The organism is Streptomyces sp. L2, from assembly GCF_004124325.1.
Taxonomy (GTDB): domain Bacteria; phylum Actinomycetota; class Actinomycetes; order Streptomycetales; family Streptomycetaceae; genus Streptomyces.
Genome location: NZ_QBDT01000001.1, coordinates 5188672 through 5206321 on the forward strand (window position 1 = coordinate 5188672; position 17650 = coordinate 5206321).

Annotated in this window: 14 protein-coding genes; 6 read left to right on the forward strand and 8 right to left on the reverse strand. The window is 72.3% G+C overall.

What is annotated here, in order from left to right; translation table 11 throughout:
- Nucleotides 1-7 precede the first annotated feature (7 nt).
- From DBP14_RS23195 to DBP14_RS23205, 3 genes are all read right to left on the reverse strand, one after another.
- Nucleotides 8-373 carry a hypothetical protein gene (locus tag DBP14_RS23195; protein ID WP_129309073.1) on the reverse strand — a complete coding sequence of 122 codons (366 nt, stop codon included), beginning with the start codon at nucleotides 371-373 and terminating at the stop codon, nucleotides 8-10.
- A 71-nt stretch (nucleotides 374-444) separates the two neighbouring features.
- Nucleotides 445-987 carry an N-acetyltransferase gene (locus DBP14_RS23200; RefSeq protein ID WP_129309074.1) on the reverse strand — a complete coding sequence of 181 codons (543 nt, stop codon included), beginning with the start codon at nucleotides 985-987 and terminating at the stop codon, nucleotides 445-447.
- 246 nt (nucleotides 988-1233) lie between these two features.
- A complete protein-coding gene (locus DBP14_RS23205) occupies nucleotides 1234-2280 on the reverse strand; it encodes a LacI family DNA-binding transcriptional regulator (protein WP_129312036.1) in 1047 nt (348 codons plus the stop codon).
- Nucleotides 2281-2522: 242 nt separating this feature from the next.
- Here DBP14_RS23205 and DBP14_RS23210 point away from each other — a divergent pair, with 242 nt between their 5' ends.
- The 3 genes from DBP14_RS23210 to DBP14_RS23220 are packed head-to-tail and all read left to right on the forward strand — an operon-like array spanning nucleotide 2523 to nucleotide 5664.
- Nucleotides 2523-3674 carry a Gfo/Idh/MocA family oxidoreductase gene (locus DBP14_RS23210; RefSeq protein WP_129309075.1) on the forward strand — a complete coding sequence of 384 codons (1152 nt, stop codon included), beginning with the start codon at nucleotides 2523-2525 and terminating at the stop codon, nucleotides 3672-3674.
- Nucleotides 3671-4819 (forward strand): dihydrodipicolinate synthase family protein, encoded by a 1149-nt coding sequence (locus DBP14_RS23215; protein ID WP_129309076.1) that lies wholly within the window; start codon nucleotides 3671-3673, stop codon nucleotides 4817-4819. Before DBP14_RS23210 ends, DBP14_RS23215 begins: the two co-directional genes overlap by 4 nt.
- Entirely contained in the window at nucleotides 4819-5664 is an 846-nt protein-coding gene (locus DBP14_RS23220) for a sugar phosphate isomerase/epimerase family protein (RefSeq protein ID WP_206739326.1), read from the forward strand. Before DBP14_RS23215 ends, DBP14_RS23220 begins: the two co-directional genes overlap by 1 nt.
- A 182-nt stretch (nucleotides 5665-5846) precedes the next feature.
- Here the strand turns inward: DBP14_RS23220 and DBP14_RS23225 are convergent, their stop codons facing one another.
- A complete protein-coding gene (locus DBP14_RS23225) occupies nucleotides 5847-6752 on the reverse strand; it encodes a ribokinase (protein WP_129309078.1) in 906 nt (301 codons plus the stop codon).
- A gap of 41 nt (nucleotides 6753-6793) precedes the next feature.
- A complete protein-coding gene (locus DBP14_RS23230; RefSeq protein ID WP_129309079.1) occupies nucleotides 6794-7285 on the reverse strand; it encodes a hypothetical protein in 492 nt (163 codons plus the stop codon).
- A 53-nt stretch (nucleotides 7286-7338) separates the two neighbouring features.
- On the opposite strand from DBP14_RS23230, the gene DBP14_RS23235 reads away from it, so the two are divergent.
- Together DBP14_RS23235 and DBP14_RS23240 are read left to right on the forward strand one after the other, a co-directional pair.
- Complete coding sequence (locus tag DBP14_RS23235) at nucleotides 7339-9615, forward strand: ATP-dependent RecD-like DNA helicase (RefSeq protein WP_129309080.1); 2277 nt, start codon at nucleotides 7339-7341, stop codon at nucleotides 9613-9615.
- Nucleotides 9616-9793: 178 nt separating this feature from the next.
- Nucleotides 9794-11083 carry a citrate synthase gene (locus DBP14_RS23240; RefSeq protein ID WP_129309081.1) on the forward strand — a complete coding sequence of 430 codons (1290 nt, stop codon included), beginning with the start codon at nucleotides 9794-9796 and terminating at the stop codon, nucleotides 11081-11083.
- Between the two features lie 642 nt (nucleotides 11084-11725).
- On the opposite strand, the gene DBP14_RS23245 is transcribed toward DBP14_RS23240, so the two are convergent.
- The 3 genes from DBP14_RS23245 to DBP14_RS23255 form a co-directional block, all read right to left on the reverse strand.
- A complete protein-coding gene (locus DBP14_RS23245) occupies nucleotides 11726-13990 on the reverse strand; it encodes a heavy metal translocating P-type ATPase (RefSeq protein ID WP_129309082.1) in 2265 nt (754 codons plus the stop codon).
- Nucleotides 13991-14118: 128 nt separating this feature from the next.
- Nucleotides 14119-14358, reverse strand: coding sequence for a heavy-metal-associated domain-containing protein (locus tag DBP14_RS23250; RefSeq protein ID WP_129309083.1), 240 nt, complete (start codon nucleotides 14356-14358; stop codon nucleotides 14119-14121).
- A 160-nt stretch (nucleotides 14359-14518) separates the two neighbouring features.
- Nucleotides 14519-15157: a TetR family transcriptional regulator gene (locus DBP14_RS23255; RefSeq protein ID WP_129309084.1), complete on the reverse strand. Its 639-nt coding sequence runs from the start codon at nucleotides 15155-15157 to the stop codon at nucleotides 14519-14521.
- Between the two features lie 179 nt (nucleotides 15158-15336).
- Here DBP14_RS23255 and DBP14_RS23260 point away from each other — a divergent pair, with 179 nt between their 5' ends.
- Nucleotides 15337-17556 carry an MMPL family transporter gene (locus DBP14_RS23260; protein ID WP_129309085.1) on the forward strand — a complete coding sequence of 740 codons (2220 nt, stop codon included), beginning with the start codon at nucleotides 15337-15339 and terminating at the stop codon, nucleotides 17554-17556.
- The last annotated feature ends 94 nt before the right edge of the window (nucleotides 17557-17650 follow it).

Genomic DNA, 17650 nt, shown 5'->3' on the forward strand with positions numbered 1-17650 from the left:
AGCGACCCTACTCGCCGGCCGGGGCATCCGGAGTGATCGCCTGCCGCGCGGCGACGGCGTCCACACCGGTGGCCCGCAGCCGCCGTACGAGCAACTCGGCCTCGGGAAGCGCGCCGCCCGGCTCCCCTTCCCGTACCTGCTCCAGGAGGCCCTTCACCTCCGCGGGCCCGACCGGGAAACGGTGCCGCGGCACCCGCATGACGGCGACCCGGTCGACCTCGCCTCGTACCCGCACCACGGCCCGTCCCCGCTCGGCGAGCATCCGCTCCCGCGTCGCGTCCGGCAGCTCGCCACCGCACACGGCCATCCCCTCCCCGCACGCCGGGCACATCACTTCGGTGTCCCACCGCAGCGAGTCGTCGTCGCCCAGCACCTGCGTGCCGCATCACTCGGCCAGGGCCCCGCAGCGGGCGCAGGGCACCGGGCCGCTGATCGATTCGAGGATCACGGGACCCGTACCTCCCGGGCCGCCCGGAGGAGGGCGCCCTCGCCGCAGTCGAAGGGGATGCCCTGGAAGGAGGGGCCGCGGCGGAGTTCGTGGAAGCCGAGGGCGTGGTGGAGGTCGAGGGAGGCGGGGTTGCGGGCCGAGACGAAGCACCAGATCTCGGGGGCCCGGGCGAAGACCCGGGTCATGCGGGCGCGGGTGAGGGCCCGGCCGATCCGGCGCCGGCGCCACGACGGGGCCACGGTCACACCGGTCAGGTACCAGCCGCCGGGGGCGCCGTCCGCGGGGTGCGGAGGGAGGAGGGCGGCACTGCCGAAGCCGACGGTCTCCCCGTCCATGTCCGCCCGTACGACGACCGCATCCGTCCCCTCGACGAGTCGTCGCAGCCGGTCGGCCCACTGCTCCGCCGTGCCTCCTCTGACCTGTGCCTGGAGGGCGGCGAGGCGGGGGACGTCGGCTGGGGTCGCCTCGCTGAGCGCGGCGGTGACCGGAACGGGACGGGACGCGGGGCGGGGGACGTAGGGAGCGAAGGGGTCGGTCACGTCGACGGGCCTTCCTCGGCGGGGTGGGTGGTGTCGGGGGGCGCGGGAGTGCCCTGGGTCTTGGTGCCTTACCCGGTGCGGTGGGTGGCGTCGAGGGCGCGGGAGTGCGGTGGGCCCTTGTGCCTTCCTGGGCGGAGTGGGCGGGGTCAGGTGTCCTCGTGGCTTTCTCGGCGCAGCCGATGTCCCCGTCAGGCGCGCGGGAGCGCCGTGGGCCCTCGTGCCGTCGTCGGTGCGGCGGACGCTCCCTTACACGCGCGGGACCGCCGTCGACCCCCGGACCATCAGCTCGCCCGGGACCGTGGCGGTCCCGCCCAGGGGAGGTTCCTCGCGGTTCATGGCGATGCGGCCCGCGCGGGCGCCCGCCTCGGCGAGGGGCAGCCGTACCGTCGTCAGGGCGGGGACGGCGTCGACGCTGAAGGGCAGGTCGTCGAAGCCGGCCACCGAGACGTCGTCCGGGACGCGCCGGCCGGACTCGCGGAGCGCGGCGCAGGCGCCGAGCGCGACGGAGTCGTTCGCGGCCACCACAGCCGTCAGCGAGGGGTCCCGGCGCAGCAGCTCCAGCGTGGCCTCGTACCCGGACCGCCGGTCGTAGCGGCCGTGCACGGTCCAGCGGGCGTCCTCCTCGATGCCGGCCGCCTCCAGGGCCTGGCGGTGTCCCTCCAGCCGGTCCCGGGTCGTGGTCCGCTCCTCGGGGCCGGCGATGTAGCCGAGCCGCCGGTGCCCGAGGCCGGTCAGGTGCTCGGTGAGCTGCCGCGCCCCGCCCCGGTTGTCGAAGGCCAGCGCGACCGCGCCGGTGTCCGGCACCGGGGGCCGCCCGCACAGCACCACCCGGGTGCCGGCGTCCGCCAGCTTCCGCAGCTTCGCCGCGACGGCCGCCGCGTGCGGCTCGTCCTCCACGGCCCCGCCGGTCAGCACCACGGCCGCCGCCCGCTGCCGCTGCAGCAGCGTCAGATAGGTCAGTTCGCGCTCCGGCGACCCGCCCGTGTTGCAGACGACCGCCAGCCGTTCCCCGCCGGCCCGGCCGCCCGGCCCGCCGATCTCGCCCTGGATCGCGCTGGCCATGATCCCGAAGAACGGGTCGGCGATGTCGTTGACGAGGATGCCGACCAGGTCGGAGGTGGCGGCGGCGAGGGCGCTCGCGGGACCGTTGAGGACGTAGTCCAGCTCGTCGACCGCGCGCAGCACCCGGTCACGCGTGGACGCGGCCACCGGATAGTTGCCGTTCAGCACGCGCGACACCGTCGCGGGCGAGACCTGCGCGCGGGCCGCCACGTCCGCCAGGGTCACCGTCATGTCGTCGTCCTCCGGTCGCGCATGTTCGTCGTACGGGTCGTACGTCTTCCTGGACACGCCCGTCCCGGCCCCGGTTCCGCGGGCGCCGGCGGGGCGTGCCGAGCAGACCATACGGCCAACCACCCGGGTTGTTCGCCCCCTCGAACAACCTTGACTCGACCGGCCCTTGTCGGGACTGCTGCCGAGAGGCTAGCTTCGACAGTGATAGAAAGCGCTTGCTGCACGGCTGGAAGGGGCTCCATGTGACACGCGAGACGGTGCGTATCGCCATGAACGGCGTGACCGGACGCATGGGGTACCGCCAGCACCTCGTCCGGTCGATCCTGGCCCTGCGCGAACAGGGCGGCCTCGCCCTCGGCGACGGCACCGTGCTGTGGCCCGAACCGATCCTTCTCGGCCGCCGCGAGCACGCCCTGCGGGAGATCGCCCGCCGGCACGGCCTGGAGCACGTCTCCACCGACCTGGACGCCGTCCTCGCCGACCCCACCGTCCACGTCTACTTCGACGCCCAGGTCACCTCCGCCCGCGAGGAGGCCCTCAGGAAGGCGATCGCGGCCGGCAAGCACGTCTACACCGAGAAGCCGACCGCGACCGGCCTGGACGGAGCCCTGGAACTGGCCCGCCTGGCCCACGCCGGGGGCGTCCGGCACGGAGTCGTCCAGGACAAGCTCTTCCTGCCCGGCCTGCTGAAGCTGCGGCGCCTCGTCGACGGCGGCTTCTTCGGCCGGATCCTCTCCGTCCGCGGCGAGTTCGGCTACTGGGTGTTCGAGGGCGACTGGCAGCAGGCCCAGCGGCCCTCGTGGAACTACCGCGCCGAGGACGGCGGCGGCATCGTCGCCGACATGTTCCCGCACTGGGAGTACGTCCTGCGCGAACTGTTCGGCCGCGTCACCTCCGTCCAGGCCCTCACCGCCACCCACATCCCGCGCCGCCGGGACGAGCGAGGCAGGCCGTACGACGCCACCGCCGACGACGCGGCCTACGGCGTCTTCGAACTCGAAGGCGGCGCCGTCGCCCAGATCAACTCCTCCTGGGCGGTCCGCGTCCACCGCGACGAACTCGTCGAGTTCCAGGTCGACGGCACCGAGGGCTCGGCGGTCGCGGGCCTGCGCGGCTGCCGCGCCCAGCACCGCTCGGCGACCTCCAGACCGGTCTGGGACCCGGACGTCCCGGCCGCCGAGGTCTTCCGCGACCAGTGGCAGGACGTCCCGGACAACGGCACCTTCGACAACGCCTTCAAGGTCCAGTGGGAGCTGTTCCTGCGGCACGTTCACGCCGGCACCCCGTACCACTGGGACCTGCTGGCCGGCGCACGCGGCGTCCAACTCGCCGAGCTGGGCCTGAGATCCGCCGCCGAAGGCCGCCGTATCGAGGTCCCGGAGGTCACGCTGTGAGCATCCGGCTCCCGGACGGCACCGGCGCATGGCGCGCCTACGAGCCGCGCGGCGCACCCCTCGCCCTCACCCCCGGCGCCCCCCTCACCTCCCGTACGGTCTTCGCGGCGGCCCACGTCGTGGCCGACCCGTACGCCGACACCACCCCCGACGGCCCCGCCGCCGTCGACTGGGACGCCACCCTCGCCTTCCGCCGCCACCTGTGGTCCCACGGGCTCGGCGTCGCGGAGGCGATGGACACCGCCCAGCGCGGCATGGGCCTGGACTGGGCCGGCGCGGCCGAGTTGATCCGGCGCAGCGCCGCCGAGGCCGCCGCCGTGGGCGGCCGTATCGCCTGCGGAGCCGGCACCGACCAGATCACGTCGGGCTCGACGGCCGAGGTCCGCGCCGCCTACGAGGAACAGCTCGCCGTCGTCGAGGAGTCGGGCGCGCAGGCCGTCCTGCTGGCCTCCCGCGCCCTGGCCCGCGCCGCCACCGGCCCCGACGAGTACCTGGAGGTCTACGGCCACCTCCTGCGCCAGGCCGCCAGGCCGGTCGTCCTGCACTGGCTGGGACCGATGTTCGACCCGGCGCTGGAGGGCTACTGGGGCTCGCCAGACCTGGACGCGGCGACCGGCACCGTCCTGGACCTCATCGACGCGCACCCCGGCAAGGTCGACGGGATCAAGATGTCCCTGCTGGACGCCCGGCGCGAGACCGACCTGCGCCGGCGCCTCCCCGAGGGCGTGCGCTGCTACACCGGCGACGACTTCCACTACCCCGAGCTGATCGCGGGCGACGACCAGGGCTTCAGCCACGCCCTGCTCGGCGTCTTCGACCCACTGGGCCCCCTGGCGGCCGGGGCCGTACGCGCCCTGGACACCGGCGACACCGCGACCTTCCGGGAACTCCTCGACCCCACAGTCGAGTTGTCCCGGCACCTGTTCCGGGCACCGACCCGCTACTACAAGACGGGCGTGGTCCTCCTGGCCTGGCTGGCCGGCCACCAGGGCCACTTCACGATGATCGGCGGCCTGCAGTCGGCGCGCTCGCTGCCCCACCTCGCCCGGGCGTACGAACTCGCCGACACCCTGGGCCTGTTCCCGGATCCGGACCTGGCCGAGGCCCGGATGAGGATCCTGCTGTCGCTGTACGGAGGGATGTGATGAGTGCGGACCCGGCACCGGAGCGCTTCTCCGTCAACCAGATGACGGTGAAGCAGCTCTCCCTCCCCGAACTCGCCGACGCCTGCGCCGAGTCCGGCGTACGCGGGGTCGGCCTGTGGCGCGAGCCGGTCCGGCGCTACGGCGTCGAGGCGGCGGCCGAGCTGATGCGGGACTCCGGTCTGACCGTCACCACCCTGTGCCGGGGCGGCTTCCTCACCGCGGACGACCCCGTGGAGCGGCAGGAGGCCCTCGGCGACAACCACGCGGCGATCGACGAGGCCGCCACCCTCGGGACCGGCACCCTGATCCTGGTCTCCGGCGGCCTGCCCGTGTTCGGCAAGGACCTCCACGGAGCCCGTGAACGCGTCGCCGACGCGCTCGCCGTCCTCGCGCCGTACGCCGCGGACCGCGGGGTCCGCCTCGCGATCGAGCCGCTGCACCCGATGTACGCCGCCGACCGCTGCGTCGTCTCCACCCTCGCCCAGGCCCTGGACCTCGCGGAACGCTTCCCCGCCGGCCAGGTCGGCGTCGCCGTCGACACCTACCACGTCTGGTGGGACGACCGGGCCCCCGCCCAGATCGCCCGCGCCGGTGCGGCGGGCCGCATCCACGCCTTCCAACTCGCCGACTGGACCGTCCCCCTGCCCGCGGGCGTCCTCAACGGCCGCGGTCAGCTCGGCGACGGCACGATCGACCTGCGCGCGTGGAAGGAGCACGTGGACGCCGCCGGCTACACCGGCCCCATCGAAGTCGAACTGTTCAACGAGGAGTTGTGGACCCGCGACGGCAGGGAGGTCCTGACGGAAACGGTCGAGCGGTACGTGACGCACGTGGGCCGACGATGACGTGGAGGGCACCGTGGCGGCATGCAGGCCCGCCCCACGGGACGCACGTGGGCCGGTGATGACGTGGAGGGCACCGTGGCGGCATGTAGGCCCGCCTCATGGGACGGACGTGGGCCGGTGATGGCGTGGAGGGGGCTGTGGCGGCACGCCGGCCCGTCCCGACCGGCGCGGGAACCGCTGGTTCAGCGCAGCTTCTCGACCTCGGCCGCCGTCGGGTACGACTCCTGCGCGCCCCGCTTCGTGACCGCCGCCGCACCCACCCGGGCCGCGTAGCCGGCCGCCTCCCGGAGCGGGGCCCCCGCGCCCAGGCGCCAGGCCAGGGCGGCCGTGAACGCGTCGCCCGCACCCGTGGTGTCCACCGCGTCCACCTCCGGCGACGGCACCCGGGTCACCTCGGCGCCGTCGCAGACCAGCGCGCCCCGTGCGCCCAGTGTGACGACCACCGAACGCGGGCCCTTGGCGAGCAGCAGCCGGGCCCAGTCCGCCGGGTCCTCGCTGACGAGGGCCCCGCCGAGGATCACCCGGGCCTCGTGCTCGTTGACGACCAGCGGATCGCAGGCGGCCAGCACTTCGGTGGGGAGCGGGCGGGGCGGGGAGGGGTTCAGCACGAACCGGCTGTCCTCGGGCAGGTTCCGCACGACCTCGACGACCGTCTCCAGCGGGATCTCCAGCTGCGCGGAGATGACGTGGGAGGCGTACAGCAGGCTGCCCGCCACCCGGATGTCCTCCGGCGCGAGGCGGGCGTTGGCGCCGGGCGACACCACGATGCTGTTGTCGCCGGAGGGGTCGACGGTGATGAGGGCGACGCCCGTCGGCACGCCGCCCACCAGGACGCCCACCGTGTCCGCCCCGGCCGAGCGGAGCGAGTCGAGCAGCAGCCGGCCGTGGTCGTCGTCGCCGACCCGGGCCAGCAGCGCCGTACGCGCCCCGAGGCGGGCGGCGGCGACGGCCTGGTTGGCGCCCTTCCCGCCCGCGTGCACGGCCAGGTCCCCACCGAGCACGGTCTCACCGGCACCCGGCCGCCGCTCGACACCCACCACCAGGTCCGCATTGGCCGACCCGACGACCAACAGGTCGTAGTCGAACATGCACCCACCCACTCCCGTCACCGCCGAAGCCGGCCCGACCATCAGATCAGGAACACGAAGGCCAGGGCCAGCAGTGTGCCGAGGGCGACGAGCCCGCCGACGATCCCGGCAGCGATCGCGCCCTTCACAACGGCCGGCCTCGCCTCGCGCCAGCCCAGCTCGCGGGCCACGCCCCGGATCAGGCGGTGGCCGTCGGCGGACGAGAAACGGTACGGCTCGCCGCCGTCCGCGCCGCGGGAGGTGACGACGACGTACACGCTCCGCCCGGAGGTCACCTTCGTGGTCCGCTGCTGCCCGTCCGGGCCGGCCACCCGGCGGCCGGACGACCGGACGACGTCGGTCATCGTGAAGTCCCGCTCCCGCGGGCGCAGCACGACGCGGTACGTGTGCGTCTGCGGATACCGGCCGCGGACGCCGACGACGAGGTCGAACCCCTGGCCCGTCCGGGTCATGCGGTACGGCGTGTTCGCGACGGCCGTCTCGACGCGGGACTGGAACTCCCGGACGGTGTCGGCGCTGTTGGCTGCGGTCACGGGCACGCACAGTAACAGTGCTCGTTGTCAGTCCTCGCCGGTACCGTCGGATCATGGCTCAGGAGGCGGGGAGTTCCACGGGTGGCGAGCGGCGGTTCGCGGTGCTCGAAGGTGTGCTGGAGAGAGTCACCTACGCCAATGAGGAGAACGGGTACACCGTCGCCCGGGTGGACACGGGGAGGGGCGGCGGGGATCTGCTCACCGTCGTCGGGGCGCTGCTGGGCGCGCAGGTGGGGGAGTCGCTGCGGATGGAGGGGCGCTGGGGCTCCCACCCGCAGTACGGCAAGCAGTTCCTGGTGGAGAACTACACGACGGTGCTGCCCGCCACCGTGCAGGGCATCCGGCGCTATCTCGGCTCCGGGCTGGTCAAGGGCATCGGGCCGGTCTTCGCCGACCGCATCACCCAGCACTTCGGGCTGGACACCCTGCGGATCATCGAGGAGGAGCCCAAGCGGCTCATCGAGGTGCCGGGGCTCGGGCCGAAGCGCACGAAGAAGATCGCCGACGCCTGGGAGGAGCAGAAGGCGATCAAGGAGGTCATGCTCTTCCTGCAGACCGTGGAGGTGTCGACCTCCATCGCCGTGCGCATCTACAAGAAGTACGGAGACGCCTCCATCTCCGTCGTGAAGAACCAGCCGTACCGGCTCGCGGCCGACGTCTGGGGCATCGGCTTCCTCACCGCCGACAAGATCGCCCAGTCGGTGGGGATTCCTCACGACAGCTCCGAGCGGGTCAAGGCCGGGCTCCAGTACGCCCTGTCGCAGGCCACCGACCAGGGGCACTGCTACCTCCCCGAGGAGCGGCTGATCGCCGACGCGGTGAAGCTGCTCCAGGTCGACACCGGTCTGGTCATCGAGTGCCTCGCTGCGCTGGCCGAGCCGGGGGAGGAGGGGGAGGAGCCGGGGGTCGTACGGGAGAAGGTGCCGGGCGGCGACGGGGGAGAGCCGGTCACGGCCGTGTACCTCGTGCCGTTCCACCGGGCCGAGCTGTCCCTGGCCGGGCAGGTGCTGCGGCTGCTGCGTACCGGCGAGGACCGGATGCCCGCCTTCCGGGACGTGGACTGGAGCAAGGCGCTCGGCTGGCTGAAGTCCCGTACCGGCGCCGACCTCGCCCCGGAGCAGGAGGCGGCCGTACGGCTGGCGCTGAGCGAGAAGGTGGCCGTGCTGACCGGCGGGCCCGGCTGCGGCAAGTCCTTCACCGTGCGCTCGATCGTGGAGCTGGCCCGCGCCAAGCGCGCCAAGGTGCTGCTCGCCGCGCCCACCGGCCGCGCCGCCAAGCGGCTGGCCGAGCTGACCGGCGCCGAGGCGTCCACCGTGCACCGGCTGCTGGAGCTGAAGCCCGGCGGGGACGCGGCCTACGACCGGGACCGGCCGCTGGAGGCCGACCTGGTGGTCGTCGACGAGGCGTCCATGCTGGACCTGCTGCTCGCCAACAAGCTGGTCAAGGCCATACCGCCGGGCGCGCACCTGCTGTTCGTGGGGGACGTGGACCAGCTGCCCAGCGTCGGGGCGGGGGAGGTGCTGCGGGACCTGCTCGCCGAGGGCGGCCCGGTGCCGGCGGTCCGGCTGACGCGGGTGTTCCGGCAGGCCCAGCAGTCGGGCGTGGTGACCAACGCGCACCGGATCAACGCCGGTCACCATCCGCTCACCGACGGACTGAAGGACTTCTTCCTCTTCGTCGAGGACGACACCGAGGAGGCCGGCCGGCTCACCGTGGACGTGGCCGCGCGGCGGCTGCCCGCCCGGTTCGGGCTCGACCCGCGCCGCGACGTGCAGGTACTCGCGCCCATGCACCGCGGCCCGGCCGGCGCCGGTACCCTCAACGGCCTGCTCCAGCAGGCCATCACCCCGGGCCGGCCGGACGTCCCGGAGAAGCGGTTCGGCGGGCGCGTCTTCCGTGTCGGCGACAAGGTCACCCAGATCCGTAACAATTACGAGAAAGGGACGAACGGTGTCTTCAACGGCACCGTGGGCGTGGTCACCTCGCTCGACCAGTTCGAGCAGCGCCTGACCGTGCTGACGGACGAGGACGAGGAGGTGCCGTACGAGTTCGATGAACTGGACGAACTGGCGCACGCGTACGCGGTGACCATCCACCGCTCGCAGGGCAGCGAGTACCCGGCGGTGGTCATCCCGGTCACCACGGGCGCGTGGATGATGCTGCAGCGGAACCTGCTGTACACGGCGGTCACCCGGGCGAAACAGCTCGTCGTGCTCGTCGGTTCGCGCAAGGCGATCGGGCAGGCGGTGCGCACGGTGTCGGCCGGACGGCGCTGCACGGCCCTCGACTTCAGGCTCATCGCGAAAAATGATCGATCAAACGAGTCATGAAGGTCACAGAGCACTTCCGGTAGCCCCGCAAAGGGGGCAGGATGAGCAGGTTGGCGGCACTGAGTGCCGCCAATAGGCCCAATGGTCGACCCCGAGTGCACTCTCCTGAGCCAAATGGGGGATGGTAGAGACAGTCAGGGCACCTCGAAGATGAGGCACTACGTCGGTGAGGGAAGACGTGAGCGACAACTCTGTAGTACTGCGGTACGGCGACGGCGAGTACACCTACCCGGTGGTCGACAGCACCGTCGGTGACAAGGGCTTCGACATCGGGAAGCTCCGCGCCCAGACCGGTCTGGTGACGCTGGACAGCGGTTACGGCAACACGGCCGCCTATAAATCCGCCGTCACCTACCTCGACGGCGAGGCGGGCATCCTCCGCTACCGCGGCTACCCGATCGAGCAGCTGGCCGAGCGCTCCACCTTCCTGGAGGTGGCCTACCTGCTGATCAACGGTGAGCTGCCCACCGTCGACGAGCTCTCCACGTTCAAGGGCGAGATCACGCGGCACACCCTGCTGCACGAGGACGTCAAGAACTTCTACAAGGGCTTCCCGCGCGACGCCCACCCGATGGCCATGCTGTCCTCGGTCGTCTCCGCGCTGTCCACCTTCTACCAGGACAGCCACAACCCCTTCGACGAGAAGCAGCGGAACCTCTCCACGATCCGCCTGCTCGCCAAGCTTCCGACGATCGCGGCGTACGCGTACAAGAAGTCGATCGGTCACCCGTTCGTCTACCCGCGCAACGACCTCGGCTACGTCGAGAACTTCCTGCGCATGACGTTCTCGGTCCCCGCGGACGACTTCGAGCTGGACCCGATCGTCGTCTCGGCCCTGGACAAGCTGCTGATCCTGCACGCCGACCACGAGCAGAACTGCTCGACGTCGACGGTCCGCCTGGTCGGCTCCTCGCAGGCCAACATGTTCGCCTCGATCTCCGCCGGCATCAACGCCCTGTGGGGCCCGCTGCACGGCGGCGCCAACCAGTCCGTGCTGGAGATGCTGGAGGGCATCCGCGACTCCGGCGGCGACGTGGACTCCTTCATCCGCAAGGTGAAGAACAAGGAGGACGGCGTCCGTCTGATGGGCTTCGGCCACCGGGTCTACAAGAACTTCGACCCGCGCGCCAAGATCATCAAGGCCGCCGCGCACGACGTGCTGTCCGCCCTCGGTAAGTCCGACGAACTGCTGGACATCGCGCTGAAGCTGGAGGAGCACGCGCTCTCCGACGACTACTTCGTCTCGCGCAGCCTCTACCCGAACGTGGACTTCTACACCGGCCTGATCTACCGGGCCATGGGCTTCCCGACCGAGATGTTCACGGTCCTGTTCGCCCTCGGCCGGCTGCCGGGCTGGATCGCCCAGTGGCACGAGATGATCAAGGAGCCGGGCTCCCGCATCGGCCGTCCCCGCCAGATCTACACGGGCGTCGTCGAGCGCGATTTCGTGCCGGTCGAGGCCCGCTGAGCCTCGCTGGTCGAGGTTTGCTGACCGTCGCCGGTCGGGGCCCCTGGCCCTTGCCGGTCGAGGCCCGCCGACCTTCGGGTCGGCGCACACAGCGAAAAGAAGAAGGCGCCCCGGTCGCCAGTCCCCCCACGGGCCGACGACAGGGGCGCCTTCCCATGTCCCGGTACGGATTCCCCCCACGGGATCCGGCCGGGCGCTCGGAGAGGACAGCGCCTGAATTCGCTGTCTGAGCACGACGGGCGGACCCGCCGTGCTCCAGTGATGCGGTGCGAGGTGCCGGGACAGCGCACGCAGGGAGGGCCGCTCAAAGCTTCCCGGTGTACGTGCCCCGGCAACGCATCTCTGAGGAAGTCCCCCAAGACATCCCCAGATGCCAGTCAGCGCCCCCCAAGACGCCGAACTGACATCGCCAACTTAGACCTTCGAACCCCTTCGATGGTTACGTTCGCATCACTGTGATCTGCGTCTCTTGCATGTGTCCGTTAGATACGCAAGAGCCCCGATACGGTGATCAGGGCTCCCAGCGTAAGGATGATGCGCGAGCCTTGTGAAGAGCTTATGTGAGGCGCGCGCAGGACTCTAGGGGGACTCTTACATCGCCTGGGACGAACTCGGGAAGTCCTCCGGGCGATTCGGGCGATTTCAGCGGAACGTGCGCAGCCGCAGGCTGTTCGACACCACGAACACCGAGGAGAAGGCCATCGCCGCCCCCGCGATCATCGGGTTCAGCAGTCCCGCGGCGGCCAGCGGCAGCGCGGCCACGTTGTAGCCGAACGCCCAGACCAGGTTCCCCTTGATGGTGCCGAGCGTGCGCCGGGAGAGCCGGATGGCGTCCGCCGCCACCCGCAGGTCCCCGCGCACCAGGGTCAGGTCGCCGGCCTCGATCGCCGCGTCCGTGCCGGTCCCCATGGCCAGCCCCAGATCGGCGGTGGCGAGCGCCGCGGCGTCGTTCACGCCGTCGCCGACCATGGCCACGGTCCGCCCCTCGTCCCGCAGCCGCCGTACGACGTCCACCTTCTCCTCGGGGAGGACCTCGGCGATCACCTCGTCGATGCCGACGGCCCGGGCGACCGACTCGGCGACCGTCTGGTTGTCCCCGGTCAGCAGCACCGGCGTGAGCCCCAGGGCGCGCAGCTCGCGCACCGCCTCGGCGCTGGTCTCCTTGACCGCGTCGGCGACGGCGAGCACCCCGCGCGCCCGCCCGTCCCAGCCGGCGACGACAGCCGTACGGCCGTTCCGCTCGGCCTCCTCGGCGGCGCGGGCCAGCTCCGGCGGCAGCTCGTCGTACAGACCGCGCCCCACGGCCACCTCGCGGCCGCCCACGCGCCCGCGTACGCCCCGCCCGGGGACGTTCTCGAAGAGCTCGACCGGGGCGAGGGCCCCGGTGCGCTCCTCGGCGCCGGCCGCGACCGCGCGGGCCACCGGGTGCTCGGAGGCGTGCTCCAGGGCGCCCGCGAGCCGCAGCACCTCCGTCTCGTCGGTGCCGTCGGCGGCGTACACCTCCTGGAGGGTCATGCGGCCGGTGGTGACGGTGCCGGTCTTGTCCAGGACGACCGTGTCGACGCGGCGCGTGGACTCCAGCACCTCCGGGCCCTTGATGAGGATGCCGAGCTGGGCGCCCCGCCCGGTGCCGACCATGAGCGCGGTCGGCGTGGCCAGGCCCAGCGCGCAGGGGCAGGCGATGATCAGTACGGCGACGGCGGCGGTGAACGCGGCGACGGTGTCCCCGGTGACGCCGAGCCACACCCCGAACGTGCCGAGCGCGATCAGGATGACCACGGGCACGAACACGGCGGAGATCCGGTCGGCGAGCCGCTGCACCTCGGCCTTGCCGTTCTGCGCGTCCTCCACCAGCCGGGCCATCCGGGCCAGCTGGGTGTCGGCGCCGACCCGGGTCGCCTCGACGACGAGCCGGCCGCCGGCGTTGACCGTGGCGCCGGTGACCTTCGCGCCGGGGCCGACGTCCACGGGGACGGACTCACCGGTCAGCATGGAGGCGTCCACGGCGGAGACGCCCTCGACGACGGTGCCGTCGGTGGCGACTTTCTCGCCGGGCCGTACGACGAACCGGTCGCCCACGGCCAGCGCGGACACCGGTACCCGCACCTCGCGCCCCTCGCGCAGGACGGCGACGTCCTTGGCGCCCAGTTCCATCAGGGCCCTGAGCGCGGCGCCCGCGCGGCGCTTGGAGCGGGCCTCCAGGAAGCGGCCGAGCAGGATCAGCGCGACGACTCCGGCGGCGACCTCCAGGTAGACGGTGGACGAGCCGTCCATCCGCGAGACAGTGAAGCGGAACTCGTCGTGCAGGCCGGGCCGGCCCGCGTCACCGAAGAACAGCGCCCACAGCGACCAGCCGAACGCGGCCAGCGTGCCCACGGAGACCAGGGTGTCCATGGTCGCGGCGCCGTGCCGGGCGTTGGTCCAGGCGGCCCGGTGGAACGGCGCCCCGCCCCAGACCACGGCCGGCGCGGCCAAGGTCAGCGACAGCCACTGCCAGTTGTCGAACTGCAGCGCGGGCACCATGGCGAGCAGCACCACGGGGACGGCGAGCAGGGCGGAGACGAGCAGCCGGTGCCGCAGGGCGCCCAGCTCGCGGTCCTCGGCTGGTGTTCCGTCGCCCGGGGCCTCCGGTTCGGGTTCGGGCTGCGGCGGCGGGGGTTCCTCGGCCGTGTAGCCGGTCTTCACCACGGTGGCGATCAGGTCGGCGACCTGGACGCCGTCGCCGTAGCTGACCTTCGCCTTCTCCGTCGCGTAGTTCACGGTGGCGCTCACGCCGTCCATGCGGTTGAGCTTCTTCTCCACGCGCGCGGCACAGGAGGCGCAGGTCATCCCGCCGATGAGCAGTTCCACCTCGGAGGAGGGGGCTATCGCGCTCTCGGTGGCCGGCTGGGTGGTGGTGCTGGACATGTCCGGACTCCAGACATCGGACCGGGGCGTACGGAATCCAGTATGAGCTGGTCGGTACGGCCCGGTCGGGGAAAGGTTTCCGTCCGGGACCGGTCGCGGGCCGGACCCGGGAAGTGCGGGGCCTGCTCTCAGACCGTGCCGACGAGCTCGAAGCCGGCCTCGTCGACGGCGGCGCGGACGGCCTCCTCGTCGAGCGGGGCCTGGGACACGACGGTGACCTCGCCGCTCGCGGCCACGGCCTGGACGGAGGTGACACCGGGCAGCTGGGAGATCTCGCCGGACACGGAGCCCTCGCAGTGGCCGCAGCTCATGCCGCTCACTTTGTAGACGGCGGTGACGGAGCCGGGGGTGTCGGTCTGGGCGCTCATGTCGTTCTCCTCGTCGAGGCAGGTGGAGCTGATGGGGCTGCCGGGGTCCGCGAGGGAACCCCACGCTCCTCAGGTTATACCCCTAGGGGGTATTTCTCAAAGAGCGGTCCCCGGCGCTCGGCGAGCCGTACCGGGGCGGGGCGGACCCGCCCGCCAGGGCTCAGCCCTGGCTGAGGCGGTCGCCGACGAGGGGGTCGAGGTAGCGGACCAAAACGTCCTTGATCTCCTGGACGTACGCCTCGCGCTCGGCTCCCTCGTGGCGGACGACCAACTCCAGGCCGGCCTTGTAGATGCCCAGACAGACGTGGGCCGTACGGGTGATGTCGGCCGGGGGCGCGTCGGGCAGGAGCGAGGTGAGCAGGGCCTCGACGCGGCCGACCAGCGTCGCGTGCAGCTGGTCGTGGGCCTCGGCGATCCGGCCCGGGATGTCGGGGCCGTGCATCAGTGCGAAGAACACCGGGTGCTCGGTGTTGAAGGCCATGAACCGGTCGACGGCCGCGCCGACGGCCTCCTCCAGCGGGGTGACGGGGTCGACCGGCGCGAGCGCCTCGCCGTAGGCGTCCCGCATCTCGTGCATGAGCCGGTCACCCAGCTCGACCGCGATCGCCTCCTTGTTCGGGAAGAACTGGTAGAGCGTGCCCGGCGAGACCCCCGCCTCGCGGGCGATCGCGTTGGTGCTGGCGGCCGTGTAACCGGTCGTGCAGAAGACGGACGCGGCGGCCTCCAGCAACTGGGCGATGCGCCGCTCGCCGCGGGCCTGGCGGCGGCGCGGCTGCTCCTTCTCCGAGGTGTCGGACACGTTTGTCCCCAGCTCTCCGAACGCGATTGACAAATACGAGTGCCCACTCGCATTCTTGAGAAACGCGAGCGATCACTCGTGTTTGCCAGTCTATGTGGCAATGGACGACCCATGCTGCCCTGCGCCGCCGTGCGCGCGTACGGCGATCGCACTGGTCACGGTGAAGGGGACACCGCACGATGACCGAAGTCAACGAGGCACAGCCCGCCGGGCAGAGCCCCGCGCCGCCCCGTGGCTGGACCCGGTTCGTGACCGCCCGGCCCCGGCTGTCACTGCTCGTCGCCCTGGTGCTCACCGCTCTCGCGGTGCTGGCCGGCAGCGGCGTCGCCGACCATCTGGGCAGCGGCGGCTGGGAGGACCCGGCCGCCGAGTCGACCTACGCGACCAAGGCGCTGGAGCGCCAGTTCCCCGCCTCCCAGCCCAACCTCGTCCTCCTCGTCGACTCCGGTGGGGCCTCGGTCGACGACCCGGCGGTGGCCGCCGAGGGCCGCGCTCTCGCCGGGCGGCTGGCCAAGGAGAAGGGCGTGACCGGCGTCGGCTCCTACTGGCAGACCCATTCGCCCGCCCTGCGGGCCGAGGACGGCCACGAGGCGCTGATCGCCGCCCGCATCACCGGCGACGACAACGCGACCGGCAGGACCCTGGACCGCATCGCCCCTCGGCTCCGGGGTGTCCACGGGCCGGTGCGGGTGAAGGTCGGCGGCATCGTCGCGGTACGGCACGAGATGCAGACGACCATCAAAGAGGACCTGACCCGCGCCGAGATGATCGCCCTGCCGATCACCCTGGTCCTGCTGGTGATGGTCTTCGGCAGCGCCGTCGCGGCACTGCTGCCCCTGGGCATCGGCATCGTCGCGATCCTCGGCACCAACGCGGTGCTGCGCGGCCTGACGGCGTTCACCGACGTCTCCGTCTTCGCCCTCAACCTCACCACGGCCCTGGGCCTCGGCCTCGCCATCGACTACGCCCTGTTCATCGTCCGCCGCTACCGCGAGGAACTGGCCACCGGCGCCGACCCGCTGACCGCCGTCGGCACGACCCTGCGCACGGCCGGGCGCACCGTGCTGTTCTCCGCCCTCACCGTCGCCGTGTCCCTGGCCGCGATGATGGTCTTCCCGCAGTACTTCCTGCGCTCCTTCGCCTACGCGGGCATCGCGGTGGTGCTGCTCGCCGCCGCGGCCGCCCTCATCCTCCTGCCGGCCGCCCTGATCCTGCTCGGCCACCGGGTCAACTCCCTCGACCTGCGGCGCCTGTTCCGTCGCGGTCGCGCGCCGAAGCCTTCCGGCGCCGAGGGCACGGCCTGGGCGGGGGCCGCCTCCCTGGTGATGCGTCGCGCCCCGCTCTTCGCCCTCGGCACCACCGCCCTGCTGGTCCTCCTCGGACTGCCGTTCCTGGGCGTGAAGTTCGGTACCGCCGACGACCGTCAGCTGCCCGCGGGCGCCGAGTCGCACGTGGTGCAGCAGCATCTGCGCCAGGACTTCCCGGGCAGTCCCGGCGGCGGCCTCGACGTCCTCGCCGAGGGCCGGGCGACGAAGGCGCAGTACGCCGCGTACAAGCAGCGGGTGGCCGCCCTGCCCGAGGTGGTCCGCGTCGACGGCCCGCTGGTCAGGGGCGACTCCGCCTACTTCACCGTGCAGCCGAGGGGCGAGTCCGTGGACGGCCCCGCGCAGCGCCTGGTCGGCGACCTGCGCGCGCTGGACGCCCCGTTCGACACGAAGGTGACCGGTACGGCGGCCGTCCTGGTCGACTCCAAGCACGCCATAGCCGAACACCTGCCGTGGGCCGGGGCGTTCATCGCCGTCGTCACCCTGCTGCTGGTCTTCCTGCTCACGGGCAGCGTGGTGATACCCCTGCAGGCCGTCGTGCTCAACGCGCTCAGCCTGACGGCGATGTTCGGCGCGGTGGTCTGGGTCTTCCAGGACGGCCACTTCTCGGGCGCCCTCGGCTTCACCAGCCCCGGCTCCATCGAGACCACCCTGCCCGTGCTGATGTTCTGCGTGGCCTTCGGTCTCTCCATGGACTACGGCGTGTTCCTGCTGTCCCGCATCAAGGAGGAGTACGACCGCACGGGCGACCACAGCGAGGCGGTGCGCCACGGCCTGCAGCGCACGGGAGGGCTGATCACCGCCGCGGCGGTCATCCTCGCGGTGGTGATGGTGGCCATCGGCACCTCCCGGGTCACCAACACCAAGATGCTCGGACTCGGCATCGCACTCGCGGTGCTGATGGACGCGATGGTCGTACGAAGCCTGCTGGTCCCGGCGATCATGCGCCTCACCGGCCGCGCCACCTGGTGGGCACCGGCCCCCCTGCGCCGCTTCCACCAGCGCTTCGGCCTCAGCGAGGGCGAGAGGCCGACGGCGGCTCCGGCGAGGGAACGGGAGACGGCGGGGGTGTGAGGCCGCGGGGCAGCCGTCCGGTGTCGGGCTGTACGCCGGGTACTGGAGGGTGGGGGAGGGGCCATGGAGGAGCGGCCGCCGGGAAGGCCTCCGG

Coding starts and splice junctions, on each gene's coding strand:
- DBP14_RS23205 (WP_129312036.1), bottom strand. CDS start 2,280: ATGACGGTGACCCTGGCGGACGTGGCGGCCCGCGCGCAGGTCTCGCCC.
- DBP14_RS23250 (WP_129309083.1), bottom strand. CDS start 14,358: ATGAGCGCCCAGACCGACACCCCCGGCTCCGTCACCGCCGTCTACAAA.
- DBP14_RS23225 (WP_129309078.1), bottom strand. CDS start 6,752: ATGTTCGACTACGACCTGTTGGTCGTCGGGTCGGCCAATGCGGACCTG.
- DBP14_RS23245 (WP_129309082.1), bottom strand. CDS start 13,990: ATGTCCAGCACCACCACCCAGCCGGCCACCGAGAGCGCGATAGCCCCC.
- DBP14_RS23235 (WP_129309080.1), top strand. CDS start 7,339: ATGGCTCAGGAGGCGGGGAGTTCCACGGGTGGCGAGCGGCGGTTCGCG.
- DBP14_RS23220 (WP_206739326.1), top strand. CDS start 4,819: ATGAGTGCGGACCCGGCACCGGAGCGCTTCTCCGTCAACCAGATGACG.
- DBP14_RS23260 (WP_129309085.1), top strand. CDS start 15,337: ATGACCGAAGTCAACGAGGCACAGCCCGCCGGGCAGAGCCCCGCGCCG.